Below are 26324 nucleotides of genomic sequence, written 5' to 3'. Positions count from 1 at the left end.
ATAGCTCGTATATGAATCGACTTGTTATCTAATCTGGTGGCCGTCTGTTTTGCGCCGAAATCTGATAATAACACGCGCACTTTCCCGTGCAAGCCAGCCTTTTCCCACTCGCCCCTGCAACAGCGGTTACACGCCGATAAGACGCCATATTTTCCCCTTCCCGAACGCGATTGGGGCGTGAAAGACGAGGCGTATTATAGCTATCGCCGTTTTCTTACTACGATCTTGCTATAGTAGGCCCATCAGAAATCAGATCGACAGGACATGGCGCATGCTTATTACTATTTCACCCGCAAAAACGCTCGACTACACCAGTCCTTTGGCAACGACGCGTTATACCCAGCCGGAACTTTTGGACTATTCCAGCCAGTTGATTGATGTGTGTAAAAAACTGACGCCAGCACAGATCGCCTCGTTGATGAGCATCAGCGATAAACTGGCTGACCTGAATGCAGGCCGCTTTAGCGACTGGCAGCCGGATTTTACGCCGGAGAACGCGCGTCAGGCGCTGCTGGCGTTTAAGGGCGACGTCTATACCGGATTGGCCGCAGAAGATTTCAGCGAGGATGACTTCGATTTCGCCCAGCAGCATCTGCGTATGCTGTCAGGTCTGTATGGCGTGTTGCGCCCGCTGGATTTGATGCAGCCGTATCGGTTGGAAATGGGCACCAAACTGGAAAATAAAGCCGGTAAAGATCTCTACAGTTTCTGGGGCGATACCATTACTGAAAAACTGAATCAGGCGTTGCACGATCAAGGCGACGATGTGCTGGTTAATCTGGCATCGGACGAATATTTCAAAGCCGTTAAACCGAAAAAGCTCAATGCCCGCCTGATCAAACCCGTCTTTTTGGATGAGAAAAACGGTAAGTTCAAGGTAATCAGTTTCTACGCCAAGAAAGCGCGCGGCCTAATGAGTCGTTTCATTATTCAAAACCGCCTGACTCAACCGGAGCAGTTGAAAGCGTTTAATCTGGAAGGTTACGGCTTCGAAGCAGCAGAATCTTCGGCTGACGAGCTGGTGTTTAAGCGCCACGAACAGTAACAGTAACAGTAACAGTAACAGTAACAGTAACAGTAAAGAAGAGAAGACTAAATTGCTGACAAAGGTCGTCGAGCGGTAGTAACGGATAGATCGTAAAGACGCTGTGAACACGTCCCTGTGCGCTCGGCTTGCGCCATCCATGGCGCAAACGCTTTACTCTTCTATTCCGTTACTACCGCTTCCGTTTAGCAAAATAGGTTCGTCGGCAATCTTATTCTGGCAGCGACATCAGGAACTCACGCAGCTTCGCGAAATCATCCGGGAAGTTGTGCGACAGCAGATCCAGATCGGCACGCTCAGCCAGCGCTTCCGGTAGATCCAGCTTTTTGCCCAGAATTTCTTCTACGCTTTCCTTGAATTTCGCCGGGTGCGCCGTGCCCAGGAACAGACCGAACTCACCGGCTTGCAGCTGATCGCGCAGCAGACGGTAAGCAATCGCAGCATGCGGCTCTGAGAGATAACCTAGCGCATCCAGCTCATGCATAGTTTCTTTCGTGGTCTCATCGCTCACCGCGCCAAAGCCCAGCGTTTTCAACTGCCAGTTCTTACGGCGGAACAGTTCTTCAACACGCGGCCAGTTGTTCGGCTGGCTTACGTCCATCGCGTTGGATAACGTTGCCACCGTTTTATTCGGTTCCCATTTTCCGTTGATCAGGAAGCGCGGTACCGTGTCATTGGCGTTAGTCGCCGCGATGAAGCGCTTAATCGGCAGACCCAGTGATTTCGCCAGCAGGCCAGCGGTCAGATCGCCGAAGTTACCACTCGGTACAGAAACGACCAGTTGGTTACGGGCTTCCTGCGGCAGCTGTGCAACAGCTTCAAAGTAGTAGCAAATTTGCGCCAGCAGACGGCTGATGTTGATGGAGTTCGCTGAGTTCAGGCCAATCGCCTTTTTCAGTTCTTCATCATCAAACGCCTTTTTCACCAACGCCTGACAGGCATCGAAATCGCTATCGATAGCGATGGTGTGAATGTTGCCACCCAGCGTACAGAACAGTTTTTCCTGCAACGGGCTGATCTTGCCCTGCGGATACAAAATCACGACGCGGACATTTTCCAGACCGTAAAAGGCGTGCGCCACAGCGGCACCGGTGTCGCCAGAGGTCGCCGTCAGAATAGTAATTTTTTCGTCGCCAGACACTTCCGTCAGCATTTGCGCCATAAAGCGGCCGCCGAAGTCTTTAAAGGCCAGCGTCGGACCGTGAAACAGCTCCAACGCAGCAACATCTTCCGCAACTGGCGCGATAGGTGCCGGGAATGCAAAGGCGGCTTTCACACGCTCGAACACGGTTTCAGCCGCGATCTCGTCGCCAATATACGCAGACAGAATACGGCTGCTGCGGGTGACAAAATCCAGATCCAGCAGGGCGTCAATTTCAGTGCGCTCAAATTCCGGCAGTTCCAGCGGGAAGAACAGCCCCTGTTGGCTACCCAGCCCTTGCTTGATAGCCTGAGCAAAACTGACCTGCTCGTTATGATCTTTAAGGTTGTACAGTTTCATGCGTTATCCCAGTTTTCGTGCGCCAGTCGTATCAAGACGGCAAATATGAACAAAACCTTCATCGTTCTGCAAATAGTTATCCCGCAGCCAGTCGGCCAGACGCTGTGCGCTTGCCATGTCGTTGCAGATGGAGAATAACGTCGGGCCAGAGCCGGAAATACCGCAGGCCAGCGCCCCGATATCTTCAGCAGCCTGGCGAGCGGCAGCAAAGCCGGGCAGCAGTTTCGTCCGATAAGGTTCTGCGATGACATCCTTCATCAGTTTCGCCGCCAGCTCAGCCTGCCCAGTATGGCAAGCGTGGATAAAGCCGGCCAGATAACGGCCGTGGCTGATGCAATCCTGACGACGATATTGCGCAGGCAGAATCGCGCGCGCTTCAGCAGTGGAGACTTTAATCCCCGGATACGCCATGACCCACAGCCAATCATCGAATGACGGCACAGGCTGGCTGATGATGCCGTTCTCTTCCAGCATCAGTTGGACGCCACCGAGGAAACACGGAGCCACGTTATCGTAGTGAACGCTGCCGGAAATGCGCCCTTCCAGCTCACCCATCAGTTTCAGCAGACGAGTATCATCCAGCGGCTTACCGCAAAATTCGTTCATCGCCATCAGCCCAGCGACGACAGAACAGGCGCTGGAACCGAGCCCGGAACCAATCGGCATGTTCTTTTCGAGCGTCATCGCCACTGGCACGGTTTTGCCAATTTCCTGACAGAACAGTTCCCAACATTGATACACAATGTTTTCTTTCGGGTTGTCGGGCAGCTTGCTAACAAAGCGCCCTTCACTACGCAGGCTAAACAGATCGGCGGCTTCGACAGAGACGCAATCCCCCAGCAATGAGCCGTCTACCGGCGAGACGGCCGCACCCAGCACATCAAACCCGACGCTGACGTTACCGATTGATGCAGGTGCATACACCTTAACCATAATTATGCTCCCAACTTCCATGACAAGGTGCGCAGCAGATCTGCGAACACACCAGCAGCGGTAACATCGTTACCCGCGCCATAACCGCGCAACACAAGCGGCAGTGGCTGATAATAACGGCTGTAGAATGCCAGCGCATTCTCGCCATCTTTGACTTTAAACAGCGGATCGTTGCCGCCAACCGCACTGATCTTGACCTTACAGCGGCCTTCTTCAATCACGCCGACATAGCGCAACACTTTACCTTCATCACGCGCTTGTGCAACACGGCTGGCAAACTCATCGTCTGCCGTTGGCAGGCGCTGCATAAAGCTGGCGACATCGCCGGAAGCATCAAAGCTGGCAGGCAGAACGGATTCCACTTCAATATCGCCCAGCTCCAGTTGATAACCCGCTTCACGCGCCAGAATCAGCAGCTTACGCGCCACATCCATACCGGACAGATCGTCGCGCGGATCGGGTTCGGTATAGCCTTTTTCTTTCGCCTGCGTGGTCGCTTCCGACAGCGACATGCCTTCATCGAGTTTACCGAAAATAAAGGACAGCGAGCCAGAGAGAATACCGGTAAAGCGAATCAGCTCATCACCTGCGTTCAGCAGATTTTGCAGGTTCTCAATCACTGGCAGACCGGCACCAACGTTGGTGTCATACAGGAAACGACGACGGGATTTCGCTGCGGCACTGCGCAACTGGTGATAATAGTTCATCGACCCCGTGTTGGCTTTCTTGTTCGGCGTCACGACATGGAAACCATCGGCCAGGAAATCCACGTACTGATCGGCCACAGCCTGATTCGACGTACAGTCCACGATCACCGGGTTCAGCAGATGGTATTCTTTAACCAAACGGATCAGACGGCCCAGATTAAACGGCTCGCGGGCTTTACCCAGCTCTTCATGCCAGTTTTCCATCGAGATGCCGTTAATATTGGTCAGCATCGCTTTGGAGTTAGCGATCCCACACACGCGCAGGTCGATATGCTTGTCTTTCAGCCACGGCTGCTGACGGTGGATCTGATCCAGCAGTGCGCCACCCACGCCGCCGACGCCGATAACAAATACGTCGATCACCTGATCGGTGTTAAACAGCATCTGGTGGGCAACGCGTACGCCAGTGGTGGCGACATCATTGTTCACCACGACAGAGATAGAGCGCTCGGACGAGCCCTGCGCGATAGCCACGATATTGATATTTGCCGTCGCCAATGCCGAGAACAGACGAGCAGACAGGCCGCGCAGCGTGCGCATGCCATCGCCCACCACAGAGATGATGGCCAGACGCTCCATCACATCCAGCGGCTCTAACACGCCTTCTTTCAGTTCCAGATAGAATTCGTCTTCCAGCGTTTTTCTGGCGCGCGCCAGCTCGTTTTGCGAGACGCAGAAGCTGATGCTGTATTCGGAGGATGACTGCGTAATCAGAACAACAGAGATACCCGCGCGTGACATCGCGGCAAACACGCGCGCTGCCATGCCGACCATGCCTTTCATACCGGGGCCGGATACGTTAATCATCGCCATGTTGTTCAGGTTGGTAATGCCTTTCACCGGATACTGGGTATCCGTGCTGTCCATGCCGATGAGCGTGCCAGGAGCCTGAGGATTTTCGGTGTTTTTGATGAGACAGGGAATTTGGAACTGGGCGATAGGTGCGATGGTGCGAGGGTGGAGGACTTTGGCGCCGAAATAGGACAGCTCCATCGCCTCCTGATAGGACATCGATTTCAATAATCGAGCGTCCGGCACCTGACGCGGATCGCAGGTATAAACGCCGTCCACATCGGTCCAGATCTCACAACAGTCAGCACGCAAACACGCAGCCAGCACCGCAGCAGAATAGTCAGAGCCGTTGCGGCCCAGCACAACCAGTTCACCTTTGTCATTACCGGCAGTAAAGCCCGCCATCAGGATCACATGATCTTTCGGGATGGCGCTTTCAGCAATGCGGCGAGTCGATTCCGTGATATCTACGGTGGATTCAAGATAGTGTCCCTGCGCCAACAGCTTCTCGACCGGGTTGATAACGGAGACCCCATAGCCGCGCGCCTGAAAGACCGCTTCCATGATGGCGATAGACAGTTTTTCCCCTCGGCAGATGATCGCAGCGTTCACACTGTCAGGGCACTGGCCCAGCAGCGCGATGCCGTGCAGGACGTGTTTCAGCTGTGCGAATTCCTGATCCACAAATGCCTTCAGGCGGGCATGGTCAAAGCCGGGTTGAGACGCGGCAAGGCCTTGCAGCAGCGAAGAAAAGATCGTTTCGGCGTCATTTAAATGAGGCAGGATATCTTGTCCGGCGACGGTTTTCTCAATCATGGCAACCAGATGGTTGGTAATTTTCGCCGGAGCGGACAATACGGTAGCCACCTGTCCCTGGCGCGCGTTGTTCTCGATAATGTCGGCAACGCGTGCAAAACGCTCCGCATTCGCTACTGAAGTCCCGCCAAATTTCAACACTCGCATTTTTATCTGTTCTCCTGAATTTCTGCCAACCAAACGCCGGAAGCGTTTTTTGTATGCCGCTTACAGACGGCGTTATTGGATAACCTGCCATAAAAAAAAAGCCCGCACTGTTCGGTGCGGGCTTTTTCTGGAATCTTTATATGCGTCAGCCCGCACCGTTACTGGTTGTATCGGTGATGGTAATAATCGTGGTGATTAGGCTGATAGTGCGCATGCTAAAATTGAATCTCATTAGAAGTAGAGTTATCTGCCCTATTAGTTAGGCCAATCGCCCTTTGAAGTCAACGGATTTCTTTTTTTTCTTCTCGCCAAAGGAAAAAGCCCTGCCGCTCAACCCACTGCCTAAACAGAAATAAGCCGGACAAACCGTTGTCAAAATACGTGACTCAAGATGTTCGACTGCCAAAAAAGCCATCTCTGCTATCTTATTTCGGCAATCTTTTTTCAATGTCGTGTAGCAAGCGATGGAGCATCGCCGTATCGCGTTGCTCTAAACGACCCAGCCGCTGATGCAGCCAGTCCCGCAGTTTTTCATCGTCCTCAACCGCCAGATTAACCAGTAGCCGATCCATACGATCGCGCAGCGCCGACAGTTGCCCCACCACTGCTGGCTGCGTTGCTTCCGGTTTGACCTGCATGAGTTCAGCCAGTTGGTAACAATACACCATCACCGCCTGACCAAGGTTCAGCGAGGGATAATCCGCTTTCATCGGCACACCAGTCAGCACATCCGCCAGTTCGAGTTCTTCATTCGTCAGGCCAACATCTTCCCGACCAAACACCAGCGCCGCAGACGCCATCCATTGAACCTTCTCCTGCAATACACCAGTCAGTTCCGCTGGCGTGCAGTAATAGCGATACTTAGCCCGGCTGCGCGCGGTGGTCGCGACCGTAAAATCAACATCTGCCAGTGCTTCAGCCAGCGTGGAAAACACCTGCACGTTATCCAGAATATCGCCTGAACCATGCGCCACCCAGCGGGCGGCGGGCTCTTGATGTACCGTGCTATCGACAATACGCAAGCTGCTGAACCCCATCGTTTTCATCGCACGGGCTGCCGCCCCTACATTTTCAGCCCGAGCGGGCTCAACCAAAATAATATGAAACTGCATAGACTCCTCAGTATGGGTTACATGCGTTTTGGCAATAGTTTATCTGCTCGCCAAACAACGCGGCCCTGTAATCGATAACAATTTATTGATGACGACGATTTATTGATAACGGCAATTTGTTGAGTATCGCGGTGAAAACTTAACAATAAACCAACAACATTTCCGGCATCAACACGGCCTTCGGTCGGAAACATCGGTGAGTCCAAAAAGTGGGCGGGAAGATAAAACCCTAATAAAAATAAGGTAAATTATTTTATTTCAATAAGTTATAAAACTACCAGCGACTGTGTAGCGCCAATTATGATTATTGGCATTTGCTATGCTAAATCGTTCATAAAAAGTGCTAAATTGTGACGTAAACTGGCAATCCTATAAGTGTTTATCACAAAATAGTTAACGTGCTAAAATGAAATTTGATATATGTCAACAGAACCGTAGATTTATCAGCAGGCAAAATCTGTGCTTACTGTTATGTTGCTGTTAATAAGGTTAAACTGTGCGCCACTTTGAGCGCAGTTAAATTAGCGCCACGCTCACCCGCTAGCAGTACCTCTAAGCGGGTAGAGAATGAACACCAGTAACGCATTTACGTACTTGAGTCTGACGTTGAGCGAGAGCGTAGTTTACCTCGGTAAGCTCCAGGGAAATACCCGGAATAACTGGCGTTGTAGCCAGCGGGCCAGCAGGGTATGACAGCGACTTCTGTACTTCCGATTTCTATAATTTAAGTTGGCAATTTTAGGTAGCAAACATGCAGACGCCGCACATTCTTATTGTTGAAGACGAGCTAGTAACTCGTAATACCCTCAAAAGCATTTTTGAGGCGGAAGGATACGTTGTTCACGAAGCCACTGATGGCGCAGAAATGCACCACATTTTGTCTGAGAATGACATCAATCTGGTGATCATGGACATCAACCTGCCAGGAAAGAACGGCCTGTTGCTGGCACGTGAATTGCGCGAGCAAGCCACCGTTGCCTTGATGTTCCTCACTGGCCGCGACAATGAAGTCGATAAGATCCTCGGTCTGGAAATCGGTGCGGATGACTACATCACCAAACCGTTCAACCCACGTGAATTGACGATCCGCGCCCGTAACCTGCTGTCACGTACCATGAATCTGGGCAGCGGCACTGAAGAGCGTCGTCTGGTGGAAAGCTATCGTTTCAACGGCTGGGAACTGGACATCAATAGCCGTTCTCTGATTAGCCCGGCTGGCGAACAATACAAGCTGCCGCGCAGTGAATTCCGCGCCATGCTGCACTTCTGCGAAAACCCGGGCAAGATTCAATCCCGTGCGGAATTGCTGAAGAAAATGACGGGTCGCGAGCTTAAGCCGCATGACCGTACCGTTGACGTCACCATCCGTCGTATCCGCAAGCACTTTGAATCGACAGCTGATACGCCAGAAATCATCGCGACGATCCACGGCGAAGGCTACCGCTTCTGCGGCGATCTGGAAAATTAATTCCCTCAGCCGGAACAGGCTTCTGTTCCGGCTGTTTTCCCTTCTTACTGCACGTTACTCAGTCTTTCCCCACGGCATAACCGGCACCGCACTTAACGCATTCTTCGGCGAACCATCGACTAAGCGATCAGAGTAAGCGAGATAGATCAGCGAGTTACGCTTTTGATCGTAAAACCGCACGACCTGCAACTTCTTGAAAACCAGCGATGTTCTTTTCTGGAATACCACGGAGCCACGATCGCCACCGTTTTTGATTTTATCGGACAGCGTAATCGTCCCAACCTGCTGACAGGAAATTGCGGCGTCCGCCGTGTCCTCCGCTAGCCCTAACCCGCCCTTGATTCCGCCTGTTTTGGCTCGGCTAATGTAGCAGGTCACGTTTGGTACATCCGGATCGTCAAACGCTTCCACTACGATCTTATGATCCGGCCCCAGTAGCTTAAAGACCGTATCGACAGATCCAACTTCTTCCGCACTGACAACGCCGGCGGTAGATAGCAATAGCAGACCCGCTCCCACGATGCGCTTTATGTTCATATTTCAGGTCCTGTGACAATTCATAACAAACGGTTAATAACCACAATTAAAAAGGGGATGAGCAAAATAAACCGCTATAATCTCCCTCCTTATCCAAATTACCTGCGGAACATTTTCAAAAATCTTCGGCAGTACCAAAGTGAAAATATTGCTATGATGCGGGATCTCAATACGCTCGCGCTCAATGTGTTTGATGAGGAAGATTATGGATCAAGCCGGTATCATACGTGACTTGCTTAACTGGCTGGAAAGCCATCTCGACCAGCCGCTATCACTCGATAATGTGGCGGCGAAAGCGGGTTATTCCAAGTGGCATCTGCAAAGAATGTTCAAAGATGTGACGGGCCATGCCATTGGTTCATATATCCGAGCGCGGAGATTGACCAAAGCGGCGGTTGCACTCTGCCTGACCAGTCGCCCTATCCTTGATATTGCCCTGCAATACCGTTTCGATTCACAACAGACGTTTACCCGTGCGTTTAAAAAGCAGTTTGCCCAAACGCCAGCGTCTTATCGTCGTTCCGATAATTGGAATACTTTCGGCATTCGTCCGCCGATCCGGCTTGGTGCATTTACCCTGCCACAGCCACAGTTTGTCACCTTGCCAGAAACGCAGCTTATTGGCTTAACGCAAACCTATACCTGTCGCTTGGAGCAGATTTGTAACTTCCGTACGGAAATTCGCGTCCACTATTGGCGTCAGTTTTTAGGAGAAACCCGCTGCGTCCCACCAGTACTTTACGGGCTACATCATTCACAGCCGAGTAAAGAGAAAGACGACGAGCACGCAGTGCTCTACACCACCGCGCTGGAGCCACAGTATCTGCCCGATGATATCCACACTGGCGAGCCCATCACGCTACCGGGCGGCGACTATGCGATGTTTGTTTTTGAAGGACCGACAGACGAGCTACAGGATTTTATTATCAGCCTGTATGACACCTGCCTGCCGACCTTCCAGCTCACGCGCCGTAAAGGGTTCGACGCCGAGCGTTTTCACCCTAGTCGTGATGCAGACGGGGAAATACCCGCAATCATCCGCTGCGAGTATTTTATCCCTATCCAGCATACCGAGCCGCTCTCAGCGCTGTAATTCATCCAGTGCCGGAATATCCAAATGCGAAATATCTCCGGCCGTTTCCACTACCCATCCCGGTGCCAGCCACGGGCTTTGCTGATAATCAATGCGCGACAGGGAACAGTTACGCAGGCGCAGTCGCCGTTCAGCCGATGCGGGTAACCCCAGAACCGTACTCAGCAAGCACCCCAGCGCCATACCATGGCTAACCAGCAAAGGACGACTTCCCGCTGGCAACGCCAGACAACGTTCCAGAACACCATGCATGCGCAATGCCACATCAACCATCGATTCGCCTTCCGGGATACGGCCATCAGGTGTGCCATCCACCAGCCCTTTACGCCACTTTTCTTCCTCGGCGGTCAGCGAATCCAAATCGCGGGCTTCTAAGACGCCCATGTTCAACTCACGTAACCCGGGCTCCAGGATTATCTGGCAATCACCACAAGATTTAGCGATGATTTCTGTCGTCTGACGCGTTCTTCCGAGATCGCTGGTAAAAATATGCGTAATCCCTAACGTCCTGATTCTTTCAGCAACTTGCTGTGCCTGTTGCTCACCTCTTGGCGTCAGCGCACTGTCCGATTGACCTTGAATACGTCGAGCCACATTCCATTCCGTTTCGCCGTGGCGAACAAGATATACCTGTAACATGGTTATTTTCCGTTATACTGCGTCAAATTAACTAAAGGTACGAAACTGTTATGTATCACGTTGTTGCTGCAACTACCAACCCGGCAAAGATTAAGGCTATTACTCTGGCATTCACCGATGTCTTTGGTGCAGAAAACTGCCGCATCGAAGGCGTTGACGTCGACAGTGGCGTCCCGCGCCAGCCTCTTGGCTCTCTCGAAACCCGTACGGGCGCAAGAAACCGCGTCATGATGGCGCGCCAGGTGCGTCCAGAAGCCGATTTTTGGGTCGGTGTCGAAGCAGGCATTGAAGAAAGCATGACGTTCGCCTGGATGGTGATCGAAAATGCTCACCTGCGCGGCGAATCACGTTCCGCAAGCCTGGTTCTTCCAGAAAGTATATTACATGGTATCCGTGAAGGGCGGGAATTAGGCGATGAAATGGAACGTTTGACGGGCGTTCAGAATATCAAGCATAAAGGTGGTGCCATCGGCGTCTTCACCGACGGCAAATTATCACGCACTAGCGTGTATCATCAGGCATTGCTGCTGGCACTGGTGCCGTTCCATAACCCGATCTACCAGATTCCCGTTCAGACAACGACACAGTAACCGTTACGCGTTGTCACCCAACGGTTTATCTGTCGACAGCAACTGCGCTTCCAGCCAGCTTTTTAACGCGGGGGGCGCGGCTTTCAAACTGTTTGAACCGCGTGTAATCGTCGCAATGCCCGCACCTAACTCGCTTTTCAGCTCACGCTGGCTCATTTCACCCCGCATTAGCTCCTGTATAATTCGCACCCGCGTTCCTAACGCAGTACGCTCATCCGGCGTTAGCAGGAGTTGGAGCAGCGGCAATTGAAGATCTTCCGCAATAGACTGCTGCAATAGCGCGACAAAGCGTAACCAGTGCTCATTGTCTTGTTCAGAAAGTGCCGGGTCGATCAGCGATAACGGAGTCATAACGGGCTGCCATACTATTTAACTAGTACGGCAGCATAACACAATTTCAGGCAACGAGCGCAACGCCACGTCTCAATAACGCCGCTGCCATTCCGCATCCGTCAGCACACTGGCTGGCTGGTTCAGGAAATAGCGATAGAAGACGTCATACGCCAGCACATTTTTCACGTAACCTCGAGTTTCCGAAAACGGAATACTTTCGATAAACGCAACGGGATCGATACGCCCGGCGCTGTTTCTCAGCCAGGTATTCACACGCGATGGTCCGGCATTATAAGCCGCGGAAGACAGAATGCGGTTACGGCCAAATGTCTGGTACACGTACTCCAGATAGCTCGTCCCTAACAAGATATTAGTTTCGGGATCGAACAACTGGCTGCTGTTCGTATAGAACGTGATATTGCTCATTTTGGCCGTATGCTGCGCCGTCGCGGGCATCAACTGCATCAGGCCCGATGCACCAACCGGGGAACGTGCTTTCGGGTTCCAGGCGCTTTCCTGACGAGCAATCGCCATCGCATAGCTCTGACTAATGCCTTTCCCCTGCGTTTCACGGCGGAATTCATCGTTCCAGGCCAGCGGGAAACGCTCTTCCAGATGATCCCACAGCTTCGCGACAATCGTCGCCTGTACGCTCAAATCCGCCCAGCGCTGTTCAAACGCATAGCGAGCCAGTGCTTCCTGCTGCGGTTTGCTGCGATTCGCCACCAGCCCAACCCATTCGCTACGCGCCAGATTATCCATTTGCCAGAACATCAACTCCCGCACGCGAGTGATTTCCGGTAACTGAGACAAAGAAGGATCCGGCTTCACCGCCGTCATGATAGTAATCGGATAGCGCTCATTCAGTTTCTGTGCCGCTGCCATCGGATAGAACCCACGTTCCTGCATCAGGCTGCGTAATAGCGTCTCGCCTTCCTGCCGTTTGCCTTGGTCCAACAATGCTGCCGCACGCCAGTAGCGCCATTCGTCTTTCTGTAACGCATCCGCCGGTAAACGCGCCATCCAGCTTGTTAGCCCCTGACGATCGCCTGCCCCCAGCGCCATACGCACGCGGCGTTCCAGCAACGTGGTCGACGTGCTCTGCCGCACCACGCCATCCCGCCACTGCGCCTGCTCTGGCGTGGCATCGTTGCCCATCAAACGCCAGGCAATCGTTTCTTCCATCTCCTGATGCTCTGCCGCACTCATTTTCTGCAAACGGGCAATGACTGGCAGCATCGAACGGGCATTATCGGCATCCTGACGCGCCGTGCGCGTAAAGGCCGACAGCGTGACTTTACGGGTGAAATCTGTTGGTCCAACGGTCCGAGCGAAACTCTCCAGCGAATTAGGATCGTTCTGGAGTTTCAGCAGCGCATCGCCCATCGTTTTATAATCGTCGGGTAGCTGCTTGATGAGATAGCTCACCAGACTGCCGCTACCTTCGTCCATCGCCAGACGCGCGCGTTCCAGCGTTGTTAGCGGCGTCTGCTCGCCGGCCTGCTGCCAGACGGAGAAGAGTTTATCGCACACGGTAGGAAGCGAGCGCCCGGTCAGCCAGATATCACGCGTGGCTTCCCATACGCCCTGACGCTGACCGGTTGCCCACTGGGCGTAATAAAAGTTACAGCGGGCGCTGACTGGCTTCGGTGGCTGGGGGCTAAATGCCAGCAGCCCGATCCAATCCTGACGACGCGCCAGTTCATTCACAAAGCTGGTAGTCAGGTTGCGGGCGGGCGGCAGCGTCGGGTGCGTTGCCATAAACTGTTTTATCTGCGTCGCGCTGACCTGACTCAGATCCTGCGTGAGCGAACGGTATTCAAGATAAGGATAAAGTGGGTAACTGCGCAGCGTTGGCATCAGCTGCGCGACCGTGTCCATCTGGTTGCTGTCCCATGCTTGCTTAACCTGCTGATAGCGCTGACGCTGTTCGTCCAGAGAATCCGCCAGCACATGGCCGGAAAACCCAGCCAGACATATCGCCGAAACGGCGTACCACCAATGACCCGCTTTTATCACCTGCATTAACCTCATCCGTTATCGAACTTGCTATCGGCATCCTTCATCGTATCGATCCCCCTATCCTATACCCAAAATAATTCGAGTTGCGTGAAGGCGGCAACCGCATGAATCCCCAGGAGCTTACTCAGGTAAGTGACTGGGGTGAGTAAGGGCAGCCAACGCACAAGCAACTTGAAGTATGACGGATAATCGGGCAGATCCAGTGTGGCACATCATGCCAGACAACGATATGCCGATCCGCAAACCGATTCTGAAATTCATCAGGCGGGCCTACGTCTCAGATCGGCCATGGCAAATCGCCGGATAGCTGGGATCGCAGGCTGAAAACCGCTACACTTCATACTTAGAGTAATGCGCTTAGAATAATCGATCCGCTGCCAGGGTATTTCCTTAGCAGCGATTTAGTATTAGGTAACACAGTGCTACATATGGTCACCCGCTTATGGTGACAAATCATAGAGATAAGAGAGAGGCGAAGTCGCAACGTGGCTCAATATGTTTATACCATGCATCGCGTCGGTAAGGTCGTACCGCCGAAGCGTCACATTCTGAAAAACATCTCCCTCAGTTTTTTCCCCGGTGCCAAGATCGGCGTGCTGGGTCTGAACGGAGCCGGTAAATCAACGCTGTTGCGTATTATGGCTGGCATTGATACGGACATCGAGGGCGAAGCTCGCCCACAACCTGGAATCAAAATCGGCTATTTGCCGCAGGAACCGCAGTTAAACACGGAGCACACCGTTCGTGAATCCGTGGAAGAAGCGGTGTCTGAAGTCGTGACCGCACTGAAGCGTCTGGATGAAGTCTATGCGCTCTATGCTGAACCGGATGCAGACTTCGATAAATTGGCCGCAGAACAAGGCCGGTTGGAAGAGACCATTCAGGCACACGACGGTCATAACCTGGACAACCAGCTAGAACGCGCCGCCGATGCGCTGCGTTTGCCGGAGTGGGATGCGAAAATCGCCACCCTGTCCGGGGGTGAACGTCGCCGCGTGGCACTGTGCCGTCTGCTGCTGGAAAAGCCGGACATGCTGCTGCTCGACGAACCAACCAACCACTTGGATGCCGAATCTGTCGCCTGGCTCGAACGCTTCCTGCACGATTTCGAGGGCACCGTGGTGGCGATTACCCACGACCGTTACTTCCTCGATAACGTCGCGGGCTGGATTCTGGAGCTGGACCGTGGCGAAGGTATTCCGTGGGAAGGCAACTACTCTTCCTGGCTGGAGCAGAAAGATCAGCGTCTGGCACAGGAAGCGTCTCAGGAAGCGGCGCGCCGCAAATCCATTGAGAAAGAGCTGGAGTGGGTGCGTCAAGGCGCTAAAGGCCGTCAGTCCAAAGGTAAGGCACGTCTGGCACGCTTTGAAGAGCTGAACAACACCGAATACCAGAAACGTAACGAAACCAACGAACTGTTTATTCCGCCAGGTGCTCGTCTCGGCGATAAAGTGGTGGAAGTCTCCAACCTCAGCAAGTCTTACGGCGAACGTCAGCTCATCGACGGGCTTTCTTTCTCCGTACCGAAAGGCGCAATTGTCGGCATTATCGGCCCGAACGGTGCTGGTAAATCGACCCTGTTCCGCATGATGTCCGGTCAGGAACAGCCGGATGGCGGCACGATTGAGCTGGGTGAAACGGTGAAACTGGCGTCAGTCGACCAGTTCCGTGATTCGATGGACAACAGCAAAACCGTCTGGGAAGAAGTGTCCGGCGGGCAGGACATCATGCGTATCGGCAACACCGAAATGCCAAGCCGTGCTTACGTTGGCCGTTTCAACTTCAAAGGGGTTGATCAGGGCAAACGCGTTGGCGAGCTGTCCGGTGGTGAACGCGGCCGTCTGCATCTGGCGAAGCTGTTGCAGGTAGGCGGCAACGTGCTGCTGCTCGATGAACCGACCAACGACCTGGATATCGAAACCCTGCGCGCGCTGGAAAACGCCCTGCTGGAATTCCCTGGCTGTGCCATGGTGATCTCGCATGACCGTTGGTTCCTCGACCGTATCGCAACGCACATTCTGGATTATCAGGACGAAGGTAAAGTGGAATTCTTCGAAGGCAACTTTACCGAGTACGAAGAGTACAAGAAGCGTACGCTGGGTGCCGATGCGTTGGAACCACACCGCATCAAATACAAGAAGATCGCTAAATAATCCGTCACCGAACGTGATAAACAAATGGCCCGCATTGCGGGCCATTTTTCTTTCCAGTACAGATTCACTTACCTAATCAGAACGTTTCCCAGTTTTGACTCTCGCTGCCTTTGCTACTGGCTCCGGCGAGGGCCATCGCTGGCGCTAAGCGCGGTTGCGGCGCAGCCTTTGGCAAGGACGATTTCAGTCTCTGAGCCACGCCAGCCAGCTTGAATACCGCGACAGCCTGCGTCAGACGTGCCGCCTGTTCTTCGAGTGAAACCGCTGCCGCCGAAGCTTCCTGCACCAACGCCGCATTCTGTTGCGTCGCGCTATCCATTTCAGACACGGCCTGACTCACCTGTCCGATGCCACGACTCTGTTCGTCAGAAGCGGAGGCAATTTCGCCCATGATGTCAGTCACGCTGACAACCGCGCGAACAATCTCGCCCATGGTTGTACCCGCCTGAGACACAAGCCCAGATCCTGTATCCACCAGCCGGCTCGATTCGCCAATCAGCCCTTCAATTTCTTTCGCTGCCTGTGCGCTACGCTGAGCAAGACTACGAACTTCACCCGCCACCACGGCAAAACCACGCCCTTGTTCACCCGCCCGCGCGGCTTCTACCGCCGCGTTCAGTGCCAGAATGTTGGTCTGGAAAGCGATACTATTAATGACGGACGTGATTTCGGAAATACGGCGTGAACTGGTAGAGATATCCTGCATGGTATCCACCACGTTCTTCACGATCTGTCCGCCCTTCTCCGCTTTTTCAGAGGCATTTTTCGCCAACTGGCTGGCGTGATGGGCATTGTCGGAGTTCTGTTTCACCGTCGCGGTCAGCTGTTCCATGCTCGCGGCGGTTTCTTCCAGCGCGGCCGCCTGCTGCTCGGTGCGTGAAGAGAGATCGACGTTACCCGCCGTAATTTCTGACGACCCCTGATAGATCGAATCCGCGCCTTCGCGCACGATCGTAACCGTATCCGTCAGCTCCGCCTGCATGTTCTGGATATTCGTCCCCAGAGTGCCGATCTCATTACGTCCCATCGCCATCGGCGGCTGTGTCAAATCCCCCGCAGCGATCTTCTGGATACGATCAACCAGTCTGTTGATTGGCGCGAGGATCACATTGCGCACCATGATGTAGGCCATGATCGCCATAATGATAGACAGGACAAAGGAACCCGCCATCATCCAGTAACCCAGTTGGGCATTCTGTTCTGCTCGCAGATTGATATCCTGCGCAGTTTGCGTGAGTTCATTCACTTTCTTGCGTACCGGAACACTGAACGCTTCATCTAACTGACGGGCCAGCGTACTTTCCAACGTGATCGTATCTTCAAATTCCCCGTCGTTTGTCGCTTTCTGCATAGCCAGAATCCCGTTATCACGGTAGTTGGCATACGCCTTAAGAATCTCGTCATCCAGCGCGTTTTCGCTCTCCAGTTTGTCTGGACGCGCGATATATTCATCCAGACGCTTCTGTGAGGCTCTGACTCGACCAGCAGCCTGGTCTGAAGCGGATTTAAATACGTCGTGATCGCTAATACGGTTTGCCGCACCCGCCTGAATAAGCAGCAATCTGGCAACACGCAGTTGATCGAGACTGCTGCTGATACCAGCCCGGATATCAGATAATTCATTCGCCTTATCCAATGAATCGTTACTTTGCTTTAAGAAATAGCTCGCTGTGCCAATAGAAAGCGCAAATAAAATCAGGATAATTGAAAAAAGAGTAATAAATAACGAAACGAGACGTATATTGTTGATGTAACTCAACTTCTCTTTTTGAACAGACATCGGTTGCATTCCCATTTTCACCATCACTGGTCTATATTATCTCTGCCATTATTGGTGCGGCAGAGCCCAGATATCATCGTGACAATCACGCCACGCAGGACAAACCTTTCATAAAAAAGTCAAAAGGAACCACGATTGTTATCGGCATTTTCAGTCTAAAACGTACCTAAAATAAGTTGATGGCAATCACGTTTCAATAAAAATTAAAAAACACCTATAAAAATGAAACAAAAATATTATAGGTACGACAATCTCTACTGCTTTTTCAAAAACGCTGAGTAATCATCCAACGCGTGATGCTGTAAAACAAAGTCGATAAAACACGCCAATGCGGGTGAATTCAGCTTGCGGCTGGGGTACACCAGATAAAGCTCGTTGGCTTCCACCTTCCAATCCGGCAGAACCCTGACCAGTTTTCCAGAAACGGCTTCATCCAGACAGAGAAAATCAGGCAATAGCGTAATCCCCGCCCCCGCAATGGCGCACTCCCGAGCGTAAAGCAGGTTATCCGTGATATGCGAATCGGGTAGTAACCAGCGATAGAGTTCCGAACCGCGATGAAGGAGCCACTCCGTCCAGGCATGATGCGCAATACAGCGGTGTTGCTGGAGCTGTTGTGGATGAAGTAATGCCGAGTGCCGCGCCAGATAGTCAGGCGATGCCAGCAAGTATCGCGGGGTTTGCCCAAGCGAGCGCCCAATCAGTGAAGAATCATGCGGTTTACCGGTACGAAAAGCGACATCAAAACCTTCCTGCACCAGATCAATCACATCATCTGAAATCAGCACATCCAGCGATACCGCCGGAAAGCGCTGCTGAAACTCGGCGGTGAGTCGCGCCAGCAGCGTAGAACCTAGCCCTGCCGGGCTGGTGATGCGCAGTCGCCCGCTGGGGTTATCACGCAGGCGCTGTACGGCGAGATCGGCACGCTCGCTGGCTTGCAGCATCTCCTGACAGTGAATCAGGTAGCGCTCCCCCGCAAACGTCAGATTGAGCTGGCGTGTGGTTCGGTTCAGCAACCGCAGGCCAATCTGCTGTTCAAGCTGGCTAATCCGTAGGCTCAGGCTGGATTTTGCCAGCCCCGCCTTTCGCGCCGCCTGTGTAAAACTGCCACACTCGGCCACCAGCGCAAACAGCGCCATATCCTGCAATTGTTTAAACATGATTGTTCACCCTAGACGAACACTGCATTATTTATTGTCCATCTTATCAGTCCTATCTCTGTGTTCTACACTTTGGCTTATGCAAAAATAGGTTTTATTCACAAAACCAGATTCTGAAAATAATGAGGAACAGACCATGACCGCTCATGCGATAGCCGTTGATCCACAACAGCCAGAAAATTTCATTGCCATCACGCAGGACATTCCCGAGCCCGGTGAATACGACCTGTTGGTCGGCGTAAAAGCGATTTCCGTCAATCCGGTGGATACCAAAGTTCATGCTGGATTGCGTCAGAATGGATTACAGCAGCCCCGAATTCTCGGCTGGGATGCCAGCGGCGTCGTGCTGAAAACCGGCAGTGCCGTGAGCGACCTTCAGGTAGGCGATGAAGTCTGGTACGCCGGTGATATCACCCGCCCCGGCAGCAACACCACCCATCAGTTGATTGACTCACGTATCGTAGCGCGCAAGCCCGTGTCGCTGGACTGGGCAGCATCGGCCGCACTGCCGCTCACGGCGCTGACCGCCTGGGAAGGCTTATTCGAGCACCTGAAAATACAGCAGGCCGACAGTGACAAAACGCTGTTGATTATCGGCGGTGCAGGCGGCGTAGGATCTCTCGCGATTTCTCTGGCGGCATTGCGCAGTTCGGTAAATATCATCGCCACTGCGTCGCAGCCTGACTCGGCAGAGTGGTGCCGCCAGCGCGGTGCCCATAAGGTCGTGAATTACCGTAATCTGGTCGAGTCTCTAGAAAAAGAAGGGATCAAACAGGTCGACTATATTTTCTGCCTGAACGACACCGACGGCCACTGGGATGCCATCAGCAAACTGATCGCGCCGATGGGGCACATCTGCACCATCGTGGAAAACAAAAATCCGCTCGACCTGACGACGCTGAAACTCAAAAGCGCGGCGCTGCATTGGGAATTAATGTTTACCCGCAGCATGTTCACCACGCCGGATATCGCGGAACAGGGGAATATTTTGCACGAAGTCGCACAGCTGGTTGATGCAGGAAAACTTCAGGGAACTGCCAGCGAAGCGCTGCAAGGGTTAACGGTAGATACGCTGAAGCAGGCTCACGGTAAAGTGCTGGAAGGGCATATGCGCGGTAAGATCGTTATCGCGCTGTAATAACGCAATCAGCCCCTTTCGGGGCTGATTAATAATGCACTGATCAATTACACATCAGAACAGCAGACGAGCACGAATGGTGCCAGGAATTGCCTTCATCAGTTGCAGTGCCGTTTGTGCACCGTCAGTTTCGACGTCAATGACCACATAACCAATTTCAGGTGTCGTTTGCAGATACTGCGCGGCAATGTTAATGCCCTGCTCAGCAAAGATCTGGTTAATTTTGGTAATCATGCCTGGACGGTTTTCATGGATGTGCAGCAGGCGGCTGGCGCGTACGCCATGAACAGGCAGCGACACTTCTGGGAAATTCACCGCAGACAGCGTAGAGCCGTTGTCTGAATATTTCGCCAGTTTTCCAGCGACTTCGTCACCGATATTTTCCTGCGCTTCCTGCGTGGAACCACCGATATGCGGCGTCAGCAGCACGTTGTCAAACTCGCACAGCGGCGACAGGAACGGATCGCTGTTGGTTGCCGGTTCCTGTGGGAATACGTCAATCGCCGCACCGGACAAATGCTTGCTTCTCAACACGTCACACAGTGCAGGAATATCAACCACCGTACCGCGTGCAGCGTTAATCAGGATTGAACCTGGCTTCATCAGCGCCAGCTGTTCCGCGCCCATCATATTCTGCGTGCTTTCATTTTCTGGCACGTGCAGGCTTACTACGTCGCTCATATTCAGCAGGTCGGACAGGTGACGCACCTGCTGAGCATTACCCAGCGGCAATTTACTTTCAATATCATAGAAGTAAACGTGCATACCCAGGCTTTCAGCCAGAATACCTAACTGCATACCGATGTGCCCGTAGCCGATGATCCCCAGCTTTTTACCACGCGCTTCAAACGATCCCACCGCCAGTTTTTCCCAAACACCACGGTGCGCTTTCGCATTCGCCGACGGGATACCGCGCAGCATCAGCAGCATTTCGCCGATCACCATTTCTGCCACGGATCGGGTATTGGAAAAAGGTGCGTTAAATACCGGGATACCGCGCTTGGTCGCGGCCGACAGCTCAACCTGATTAGTCCCGATACAGAAACACCCTACCGCGATCAGTTTTTCCGCAGCAGCAAAAATCTCTTCTGTCAGATGGGTGCGCGAGCGGATACCCACAAAATGCGCATCGCGGATGGAGGCTTTCAGCGCCTCTGGATCCAGTGCACCTTTATGGAACTCGATGTTGGTGTAACCCGCTGCACGCAGGTTATCCAGCGCGCTCTGGTGCACGCCTTCCACTAACAGAAACTTAATCTTGTCTTTTTCCAATGATACCTTTGCCATTTCCCGACCTTATTTTCAGACTTCAAATGTGACAGAGTGCTCAATAGCTTCTGCCAACATAACAAAAATTACGCAGTCAGCAATACAAACGATTGCTTCGCCCAAATCGCGCCACAGAGGAGCGCGCCTGATTTATGGCAAAAAATATTGCCAAAGATGTGCATCGCCATATCGACGATAAATAAAATAAGAAAATGTGATATTAAGTACCAAAAATGAGCCGTTAACTAAATGGATTTTTTTAGCTAAAAAATTTCTGACGTGTGGGTTCACCACGCCAGAACGATCGCGCACTCATTTAACGACGGTTTTAACACCCTCAGCCGTGCCGACTAACGCGACATCTGCACCGCGGTTGGCAAACAGCCCAACGGTCACGACGCCTGGGATACCATTAATGTGGTTTTCTACCGCGACCGCATCCATGATATTCAGGTTGTGTACATCCAGAATGACGTTGCCGTTATCCGTCAGTACGCCCTGACGATAGACCGGCTGCCCGCCCAACTTCGCCAGTTCACGCGCCACGTAAGACCGTGCCATCGGAATAACTTCGACCGGCAGCGGGAATTTGCCCAGCACATCAACCTGTTTGGATGCATCGACAATGCAGATGAACTGGCGCGACAGTGCAGAAATGATTTTCTCGCGGGTCAGCGCTGCACCACCGCCCTTGATCATCTGCATGTGGCCGTTGATCTCATCCGCGCCATCCACGTAGACATCCAGCGAATCCACATCATTAGCGTCAAAAACCGGGATACCCAGACTTTTCAACTTTTCCGTCGAGGCATCCGAGCTGGAAACCGCGCCTTTGATTTGATGTTTTATCGAACCCAGCGCATCAATAAAGTGTGCTGCCGTCGATCCGGTTCCTACTCCCACAATGGTGTCGGGGCGGACGTAGTCGAGCGCTGCCCATCCCACTGCTTTTTTCAGTTCATCTTGCGTCATAATCTGCTTCTGGCCTGTAGAATCGATATACGAAAACGTGTGCGTATTATAGAACATGCACGTTGGGGAAAGCGTGCAAATTCACTTCACCGCCGATGCATTATTTCATGCTCATCATTCCACACCTACCCTGCTGAATCGTGATTGCGCACAATAACCAAAATAAGATTTCTGCATGGCAAATCTGCAAAATGTGGCATAGTGAAAAAAAACAGACTCATTCAGAGGATTTTGACTTTCATGAAACGCCCGGACTATCGAACGCTTCAGGCTCTGGATGCCGTCATCCGCGAGCGTGGTTTTGAACGCGCTGCCCAAAAACTGTGTATTACCCAATCTGCCGTTTCTCAGCGTATTAAACAGCTGGAAAACCTGTTCGGCCAGCCGCTATTAGTCAGAACCATTCCACCTCGCCCGACAGAACAAGGGCAGAAACTGCTGGCTCTGCTTCATCAGGTCGAGCTGCTGGAAGAAGAGTGGCTGGGCAATGAAACTAACAGCGATATCCCGCTGCTGCTGTCGCTGGCGGTGAACGCCGACAGTCTCGCAACCTGGCTGCTGCCTGCGTTACAACCGGTGCTGGTCGATTCACCGATTCGTCTTAATTTGCAGGTAGAAGATGAAACGCGCACGCAGGAAAGGCTGCGCCGGGGTGAAGTGGTCGGTGCGGTGAGTATTCAGTCTCAGCCGCTGCCAAGCTGTCTGGTAGATAAACTGGGCGCACTGGACTATCTGTTTGTCGCCTCACCGGCCTTTGCCGAGCGCTATTTCCCGAATGGCGTGACGCGCTCGGCGCTGCTACGCGCACCAGCGGTCGCCTTCGACCATCTGGATGATATGCATCAGGCTTTTTTACAGCAGAACTTTGATTTGTCGCCGGGCAGCGTTCCCTGCCACATCGTGAATTCGTCGGAAGCGTTTGTACAGCTGGCGCGTCAAGGCACTACCTGCTGCATGATCCCACATCTGCAAATCGAGAGAGAACTGGCGAATAACGAGCTAATCGACCTGACGCCGGGGCTGTTTCAGCGCCGGATGCTCTACTGGCACCGCTTCGCGCCGGAAAGCCGGATGATGAGGAAAGTGACGGACGCCCTGCTCTCGCACGGTCATCAGGTACTGCGGCAGTCATAACGTACTGAGAAAGTGATACTGGCATCGTGATAAAAACCAATAGGCCAGTTGCAGAGTGATGACAAACCTATTTACCGAACGAAAACGGGAGTAACGGAATAGAAGAGTAAAGCGTTTGCGCCATGGATGGCGCAATCCGAGCTTACATGGACGTACTTGCAGCGTCTTTACGATCTATCCGTTATTCCCGCTTGGTGACCTTTATCAGCGACCTCAAACAGGGCAGTATCATCAATGCGTTTACGCGGTAATTATTGCGTACGCTGTAGCTCAAACACGACATCCACCTGATCGTCAAAGTGAATGGTTTGCTGTTCATAGGTTTGTGCCGCTTCGCTTTGCACTGCTGCGTCTGCCGTTTTAAACATCCGTGCCATTGGCATCGGCTGATAGTTGGCAACGTGATAGCGAACGCTGTAGATCGGCCCCAGCTTAGCGTTGAAGCCCTGCGCCAGCGCTTCCGCCTGACTCGTCGCCTGCTCGATGGCTTTCTTACGCGCTTCATCACGATAGGTTTCTGGGTTAGCCACGCCTAATTCTACCGTGCGAATCTCATTCAGCCCCGATTTCAGCGCCCCATCCAGCAGCTCGTTCAGTTTGTCTAACTGGCGCAGCGTGACTTCCACCTGACGCACCGCACGATAGCCTTTCAGCACCGAGCCACCTGTTTTCAGGTAGTCATATTCTGGCTGCGTACGTAAATTGGCGGCATTGATATCTTTTTTCTCAATGCCATTTTTACCCAGAAAATCAAAGTATTGTGCAACGCGGGCATCGACCTGCTTTTTCGCTTCCGCCGCATCCTTCGATGACACGCTCACTTCAATCGCGAGACGCGCGATATCCGGTGTCGCGTCTACGCTGGATGTCCCTGACGTCACGATATGCGGGCCATCCGGCAATTCCGCAGCCTGCGCGGCTATCGATACACCGCCAAATCCTATCGCAGCGGCCAATGCCAGTGCATTGAGCTTCATCATACCTCGCTTCACACTCTCTCCTTACTTATGTTTCGTCACGCATGCCGCTCGCAGATTATCTGTATCAATAGATTGTCCGTATCAATAGATTATCTGTGCCAACACGGTATCTTCCAGAATGAAAGAAACAAGACGGATTGCTTTACCGACCAACATAACGCATTACCAACTCCACACAATATAGGTGAATTTCTGAAACACAGCGTAAGGTGAGGCTATTTATTTCCAACCAGTATTTCTAACCATTATTGCCAGCCGTGACGTGCCAGCTGCAAGGCAATGCCCCACATCACTACGCCGACAAAAAAGTTGATGACCCGCTGTACCCGCGGCGTATTCAGCCACGGTGCCAGCCAGGAGGCCAATAGCGCCAGCGCAAAGAACCAGGTGAAAGAAGCCGTCATCGTCCCCAGCGCAAACCAGCTTCGGGCATCGTCCGCAAACTGGCTCCCCAGACTCCCTAGCACCACAAAGGTATCCAGATAGACATGTGGATTCAGCCAGGTCACCGCCAGCATGGTAGCAATAATGCGCCAGCGGCTTTGTTTCATCACTTCGGCGCTGGCGAGGGCAATATTCTTACTGAAGGCCGTTTTCATCGCTCCCCAGCCAAACCAGAGCAGAAACGCAACGCCGCCCCAGGTCACTGCGCCCAACAGCAGTGAAGACTGACTCAACAACGCGCTACCGCCAAAAATACCGGCGGCAATCAGCACCATATCGCTCAAGGCACATAACAGCGCCACCATCAGGTGATACTGCCGGCGAATTCCCTGATTCATCACAAACGCATTCTGTGGCCCCAGAGGCAGAATCATCGCCGCCCCTAACAAAACGCCCTGTAAATACACCGCCCACATACTTCTCTCCTACGCCGTTTATTGTTATCGCGGCGAGTGTATGGAAGCCAATGAGATAAGTGAAATTGAATATTCTAACGCTACATTAGCTAAGCTAATGATATGAAGGCAGAGGCAGTCCGTGTCGGACGAGAAGATGATTTCTGACGATGCACCATGCTGATAAGGACAGGGTGCATGTCTGGTAGATCGTGCCAGCGGGTTGATGCTGGCTGTTTCGCTGCGGCGCTAAGCTATGTAGAAGCTACGTTATGCAGAGGGGGTATCGTTATGCAAGTGCACATCCATCTGCGGATAAGGAATGCCAATACGGTGCTCATCCAACACGCGTTTAAAGCTTTCCAGCAGATCCCAATACACCGCCTGCGCGTCGCCGTTGGTTGTCCACACCCACACCACAAAATTCAGCGATGACGCCGCCATTTCATTCAGACGGATCGTGACGCCCTTGTCGTGCTGGATGCGTTCATCCGCCGCGACAATATCGCCCAGCAGCTTTTTCACCATGTCGATGTCGGCGTCATAGGCTACGCCGACAATAATTTCGGTACGGCGATCCGGCTCACGCGAACTGTTGATGATGTTGCCAGCAATGATCTTGCCATTCGGCACCACGATAATTTTGCCGTCAGACGTGCGCAGCGTCGTCGAGAAGATCTGTACCTGCGTAACCGAGCCGGACACGCCGCCCAAATCCACCCATTCGCCGGTACGGAAAGGCCGGAAAATCACCAGCAAGACGCCCGCTGCAAAGTTGGCTAACGACCCCTGTAATGCCAGACCAATAGCCAAGCCAGCAGCACCCAATACAGCAATCACCGATGCCGTCTGTACGCCAACCCGACTCAATACCGCAATCAGCGTGAACGCGATAATGCCATAGCGCACCAGCGCAGACAGGAAATCGGCCACGGTTGAATCGATAGAACGGTTAATCATCAGTTTGTTGATGGTGCCGGAGACGATCCGAGCGATCACCAGACCAACGATGAGGATCACTAATGCTGCGACGATATTCACGGCATACTGCAAAAACAAGCTCTGGTGTGTCACCAACCAGTCCCCTGCCTGATCCAGCCCCGTATTAAGTTCTTCCATTTGAACGCTCCTGTTTTTTAATCACTGGGAAAGCATAACGCC

At 52.7% G+C, this 26324-nt stretch carries 23 protein-coding genes and 1 other annotated feature; of the genes, 7 read left to right on the top strand and 16 right to left on the bottom strand.

Going from position 1 to position 26324, the window contains the following annotated elements:
• Nucleotides 1–271: 271 nt before the first annotated feature.
• Nucleotides 272–1045: a peroxide stress protein YaaA gene (gene yaaA, locus QWJ20_RS13075; protein ID WP_095700667.1), complete on the top strand. Its 774-nt coding sequence runs from the start codon at nucleotides 272–274 to the stop codon at nucleotides 1043–1045.
• Nucleotides 1046–1256: 211 nt separating this feature from the next.
• Here yaaA and thrC read toward each other — a convergent pair whose 3' ends face one another.
• The 5 genes from thrC to QWJ20_RS13050 form a co-directional block, all read right to left on the bottom strand.
• Nucleotides 1257–2546, bottom strand: a complete 1290-nt coding sequence (gene thrC / locus QWJ20_RS13070; RefSeq protein WP_249682385.1) for a threonine synthase — start codon at nucleotides 2544–2546, stop codon at nucleotides 1257–1259.
• Nucleotides 2547–2549: 3 nt separating this feature from the next.
• Nucleotides 2550–3479, bottom strand: coding sequence for a homoserine kinase (gene thrB, locus QWJ20_RS13065; RefSeq protein WP_095992935.1), 930 nt, complete (start codon nucleotides 3477–3479; stop codon nucleotides 2550–2552).
• 2 nt (nucleotides 3480–3481) lie between these two features.
• A complete protein-coding gene (thrA, locus tag QWJ20_RS13060; RefSeq protein ID WP_039545789.1) occupies nucleotides 3482–5941 on the bottom strand; it encodes a bifunctional aspartate kinase/homoserine dehydrogenase I in 2460 nt (819 codons plus the stop codon).
• Nucleotides 5942–6032: 91 nt separating this feature from the next.
• Nucleotides 6033–6148 (bottom strand) — a sequence feature (Thr leader region).
• On the bottom strand, nucleotides 6087–6155 hold the full coding sequence (gene thrL / locus QWJ20_RS13055; protein WP_014916714.1) for a thr operon leader peptide: 69 nt from the start codon (nucleotides 6153–6155) through the stop codon (nucleotides 6087–6089). (Overlaps the previous feature by 62 nt.)
• Before the next feature lie 211 nt (nucleotides 6156–6366).
• Complete coding sequence (locus QWJ20_RS13050; protein ID WP_433992705.1) at nucleotides 6367–7053, bottom strand: tRNA/rRNA methyltransferase; 687 nt, start codon at nucleotides 7051–7053, stop codon at nucleotides 6367–6369.
• A 751-nt stretch (nucleotides 7054–7804) separates the two neighbouring features.
• Here QWJ20_RS13050 and arcA point away from each other — a divergent pair.
• Complete coding sequence (gene arcA, locus QWJ20_RS13045; RefSeq protein ID WP_010300511.1) at nucleotides 7805–8521, top strand: two-component system response regulator ArcA; 717 nt, start codon at nucleotides 7805–7807, stop codon at nucleotides 8519–8521.
• Nucleotides 8522–8575: 54 nt separating this feature from the next.
• Here arcA and creA read toward each other — a convergent pair whose 3' ends face one another.
• A complete protein-coding gene (creA, locus tag QWJ20_RS13040) occupies nucleotides 8576–9058 on the bottom strand; it encodes a protein CreA (RefSeq protein WP_039487165.1) in 483 nt (160 codons plus the stop codon).
• Nucleotides 9059–9263: 205 nt separating this feature from the next.
• On the opposite strand from creA, the gene robA reads away from it, so the two are divergent.
• Nucleotides 9264–10151 (top strand): MDR efflux pump AcrAB transcriptional activator RobA, encoded by an 888-nt coding sequence (robA, locus tag QWJ20_RS13035; protein WP_095992938.1) that lies wholly within the window; start codon nucleotides 9264–9266, stop codon nucleotides 10149–10151.
• On the opposite strand, the gene gpmB is transcribed toward robA, so the two are convergent.
• A complete protein-coding gene (gene gpmB / locus QWJ20_RS13030) occupies nucleotides 10140–10790 on the bottom strand; it encodes a 2,3-diphosphoglycerate-dependent phosphoglycerate mutase GpmB (RefSeq protein WP_095700672.1) in 651 nt (216 codons plus the stop codon). The genes robA and gpmB overlap by 12 nt on opposite strands.
• A 50-nt stretch (nucleotides 10791–10840) precedes the next feature.
• Here gpmB and yjjX point away from each other — a divergent pair, with 50 nt between their 5' ends.
• A complete protein-coding gene (gene yjjX, locus QWJ20_RS13025; protein ID WP_039487172.1) occupies nucleotides 10841–11380 on the top strand; it encodes an inosine/xanthosine triphosphatase in 540 nt (179 codons plus the stop codon).
• A gap of 3 nt (nucleotides 11381–11383) precedes the next feature.
• On the opposite strand, the gene trpR is transcribed toward yjjX, so the two are convergent.
• Nucleotides 11384–11731, bottom strand: a complete 348-nt coding sequence (trpR, locus tag QWJ20_RS13020) for a trp operon repressor (RefSeq protein ID WP_039487173.1) — start codon at nucleotides 11729–11731, stop codon at nucleotides 11384–11386.
• Between the two features lie 72 nt (nucleotides 11732–11803).
• On the bottom strand, nucleotides 11804–13738 hold the full coding sequence (gene sltY, locus QWJ20_RS13015; protein ID WP_433992704.1) for a murein transglycosylase: 1935 nt from the start codon (nucleotides 13736–13738) through the stop codon (nucleotides 11804–11806).
• Nucleotides 13739–14220: 482 nt separating this feature from the next.
• Here sltY and ettA point away from each other — a divergent pair, with 482 nt between their 5' ends.
• Complete coding sequence (gene ettA / locus QWJ20_RS13010) at nucleotides 14221–15888, top strand: energy-dependent translational throttle protein EttA (protein WP_072012442.1); 1668 nt, start codon at nucleotides 14221–14223, stop codon at nucleotides 15886–15888.
• Between the two features lie 76 nt (nucleotides 15889–15964).
• Here the strand turns inward: ettA and QWJ20_RS13005 are convergent, their stop codons facing one another.
• The gene (locus QWJ20_RS13005; RefSeq protein WP_174872454.1) at nucleotides 15965–17668 is read right to left on the bottom strand and encodes a methyl-accepting chemotaxis protein; all 1704 of its coding nucleotides are present in this window, start codon (nucleotides 17666–17668) and stop codon (nucleotides 15965–15967) included.
• A gap of 254 nt (nucleotides 17669–17922) precedes the next feature.
• Nucleotides 17923–18831, bottom strand: coding sequence for a LysR family transcriptional regulator (locus tag QWJ20_RS13000; protein ID WP_119888423.1), 909 nt, complete (start codon nucleotides 18829–18831; stop codon nucleotides 17923–17925).
• Between the two features lie 136 nt (nucleotides 18832–18967).
• Here QWJ20_RS13000 and QWJ20_RS12995 point away from each other — a divergent pair, with 136 nt between their 5' ends.
• Entirely contained in the window at nucleotides 18968–19969 is a 1002-nt protein-coding gene (locus QWJ20_RS12995) for a zinc-binding alcohol dehydrogenase family protein (protein WP_174872453.1), read from the top strand.
• A 54-nt stretch (nucleotides 19970–20023) separates the two neighbouring features.
• Here the strand turns inward: QWJ20_RS12995 and serA are convergent, their stop codons facing one another.
• Entirely contained in the window at nucleotides 20024–21256 is a 1233-nt protein-coding gene (gene serA, locus QWJ20_RS12990; RefSeq protein ID WP_095700678.1) for a phosphoglycerate dehydrogenase, read from the bottom strand.
• Nucleotides 21257–21550: 294 nt separating this feature from the next.
• Nucleotides 21551–22210, bottom strand: coding sequence for a ribose-5-phosphate isomerase RpiA (gene rpiA / locus QWJ20_RS12985; protein ID WP_039317220.1), 660 nt, complete (start codon nucleotides 22208–22210; stop codon nucleotides 21551–21553).
• A gap of 240 nt (nucleotides 22211–22450) precedes the next feature.
• On the opposite strand from rpiA, the gene QWJ20_RS12980 reads away from it, so the two are divergent.
• Nucleotides 22451–23344 (top strand): LysR family transcriptional regulator ArgP, encoded by an 894-nt coding sequence (locus tag QWJ20_RS12980; protein ID WP_095700679.1) that lies wholly within the window; start codon nucleotides 22451–22453, stop codon nucleotides 23342–23344.
• A gap of 251 nt (nucleotides 23345–23595) precedes the next feature.
• Here the strand turns inward: QWJ20_RS12980 and QWJ20_RS12975 are convergent, their stop codons facing one another.
• From QWJ20_RS12975 to mscS, 3 genes are all read right to left on the bottom strand, one after another.
• Entirely contained in the window at nucleotides 23596–24321 is a 726-nt protein-coding gene (locus tag QWJ20_RS12975) for an oxidative stress defense protein (RefSeq protein WP_039542224.1), read from the bottom strand.
• 248 nt (nucleotides 24322–24569) lie between these two features.
• Entirely contained in the window at nucleotides 24570–25184 is a 615-nt protein-coding gene (gene argO / locus QWJ20_RS12970) for an arginine exporter ArgO (RefSeq protein ID WP_014916729.1), read from the bottom strand.
• Nucleotides 25185–25433: 249 nt separating this feature from the next.
• The gene (mscS, locus tag QWJ20_RS12965; RefSeq protein ID WP_433992703.1) at nucleotides 25434–26282 is read right to left on the bottom strand and encodes a small-conductance mechanosensitive channel MscS; all 849 of its coding nucleotides are present in this window, start codon (nucleotides 26280–26282) and stop codon (nucleotides 25434–25436) included.
• Nucleotides 26283–26324: the final 42 nt, after the last annotated feature.

Source organism: Pectobacterium sp. S5 (assembly GCF_051707265.1).
GTDB classification, from domain to species: domain Bacteria; phylum Pseudomonadota; class Gammaproteobacteria; order Enterobacterales; family Enterobacteriaceae; genus Pectobacterium; species Pectobacterium polare.
This window is presented reverse-complemented; position numbering and strand designations above follow the sequence as displayed.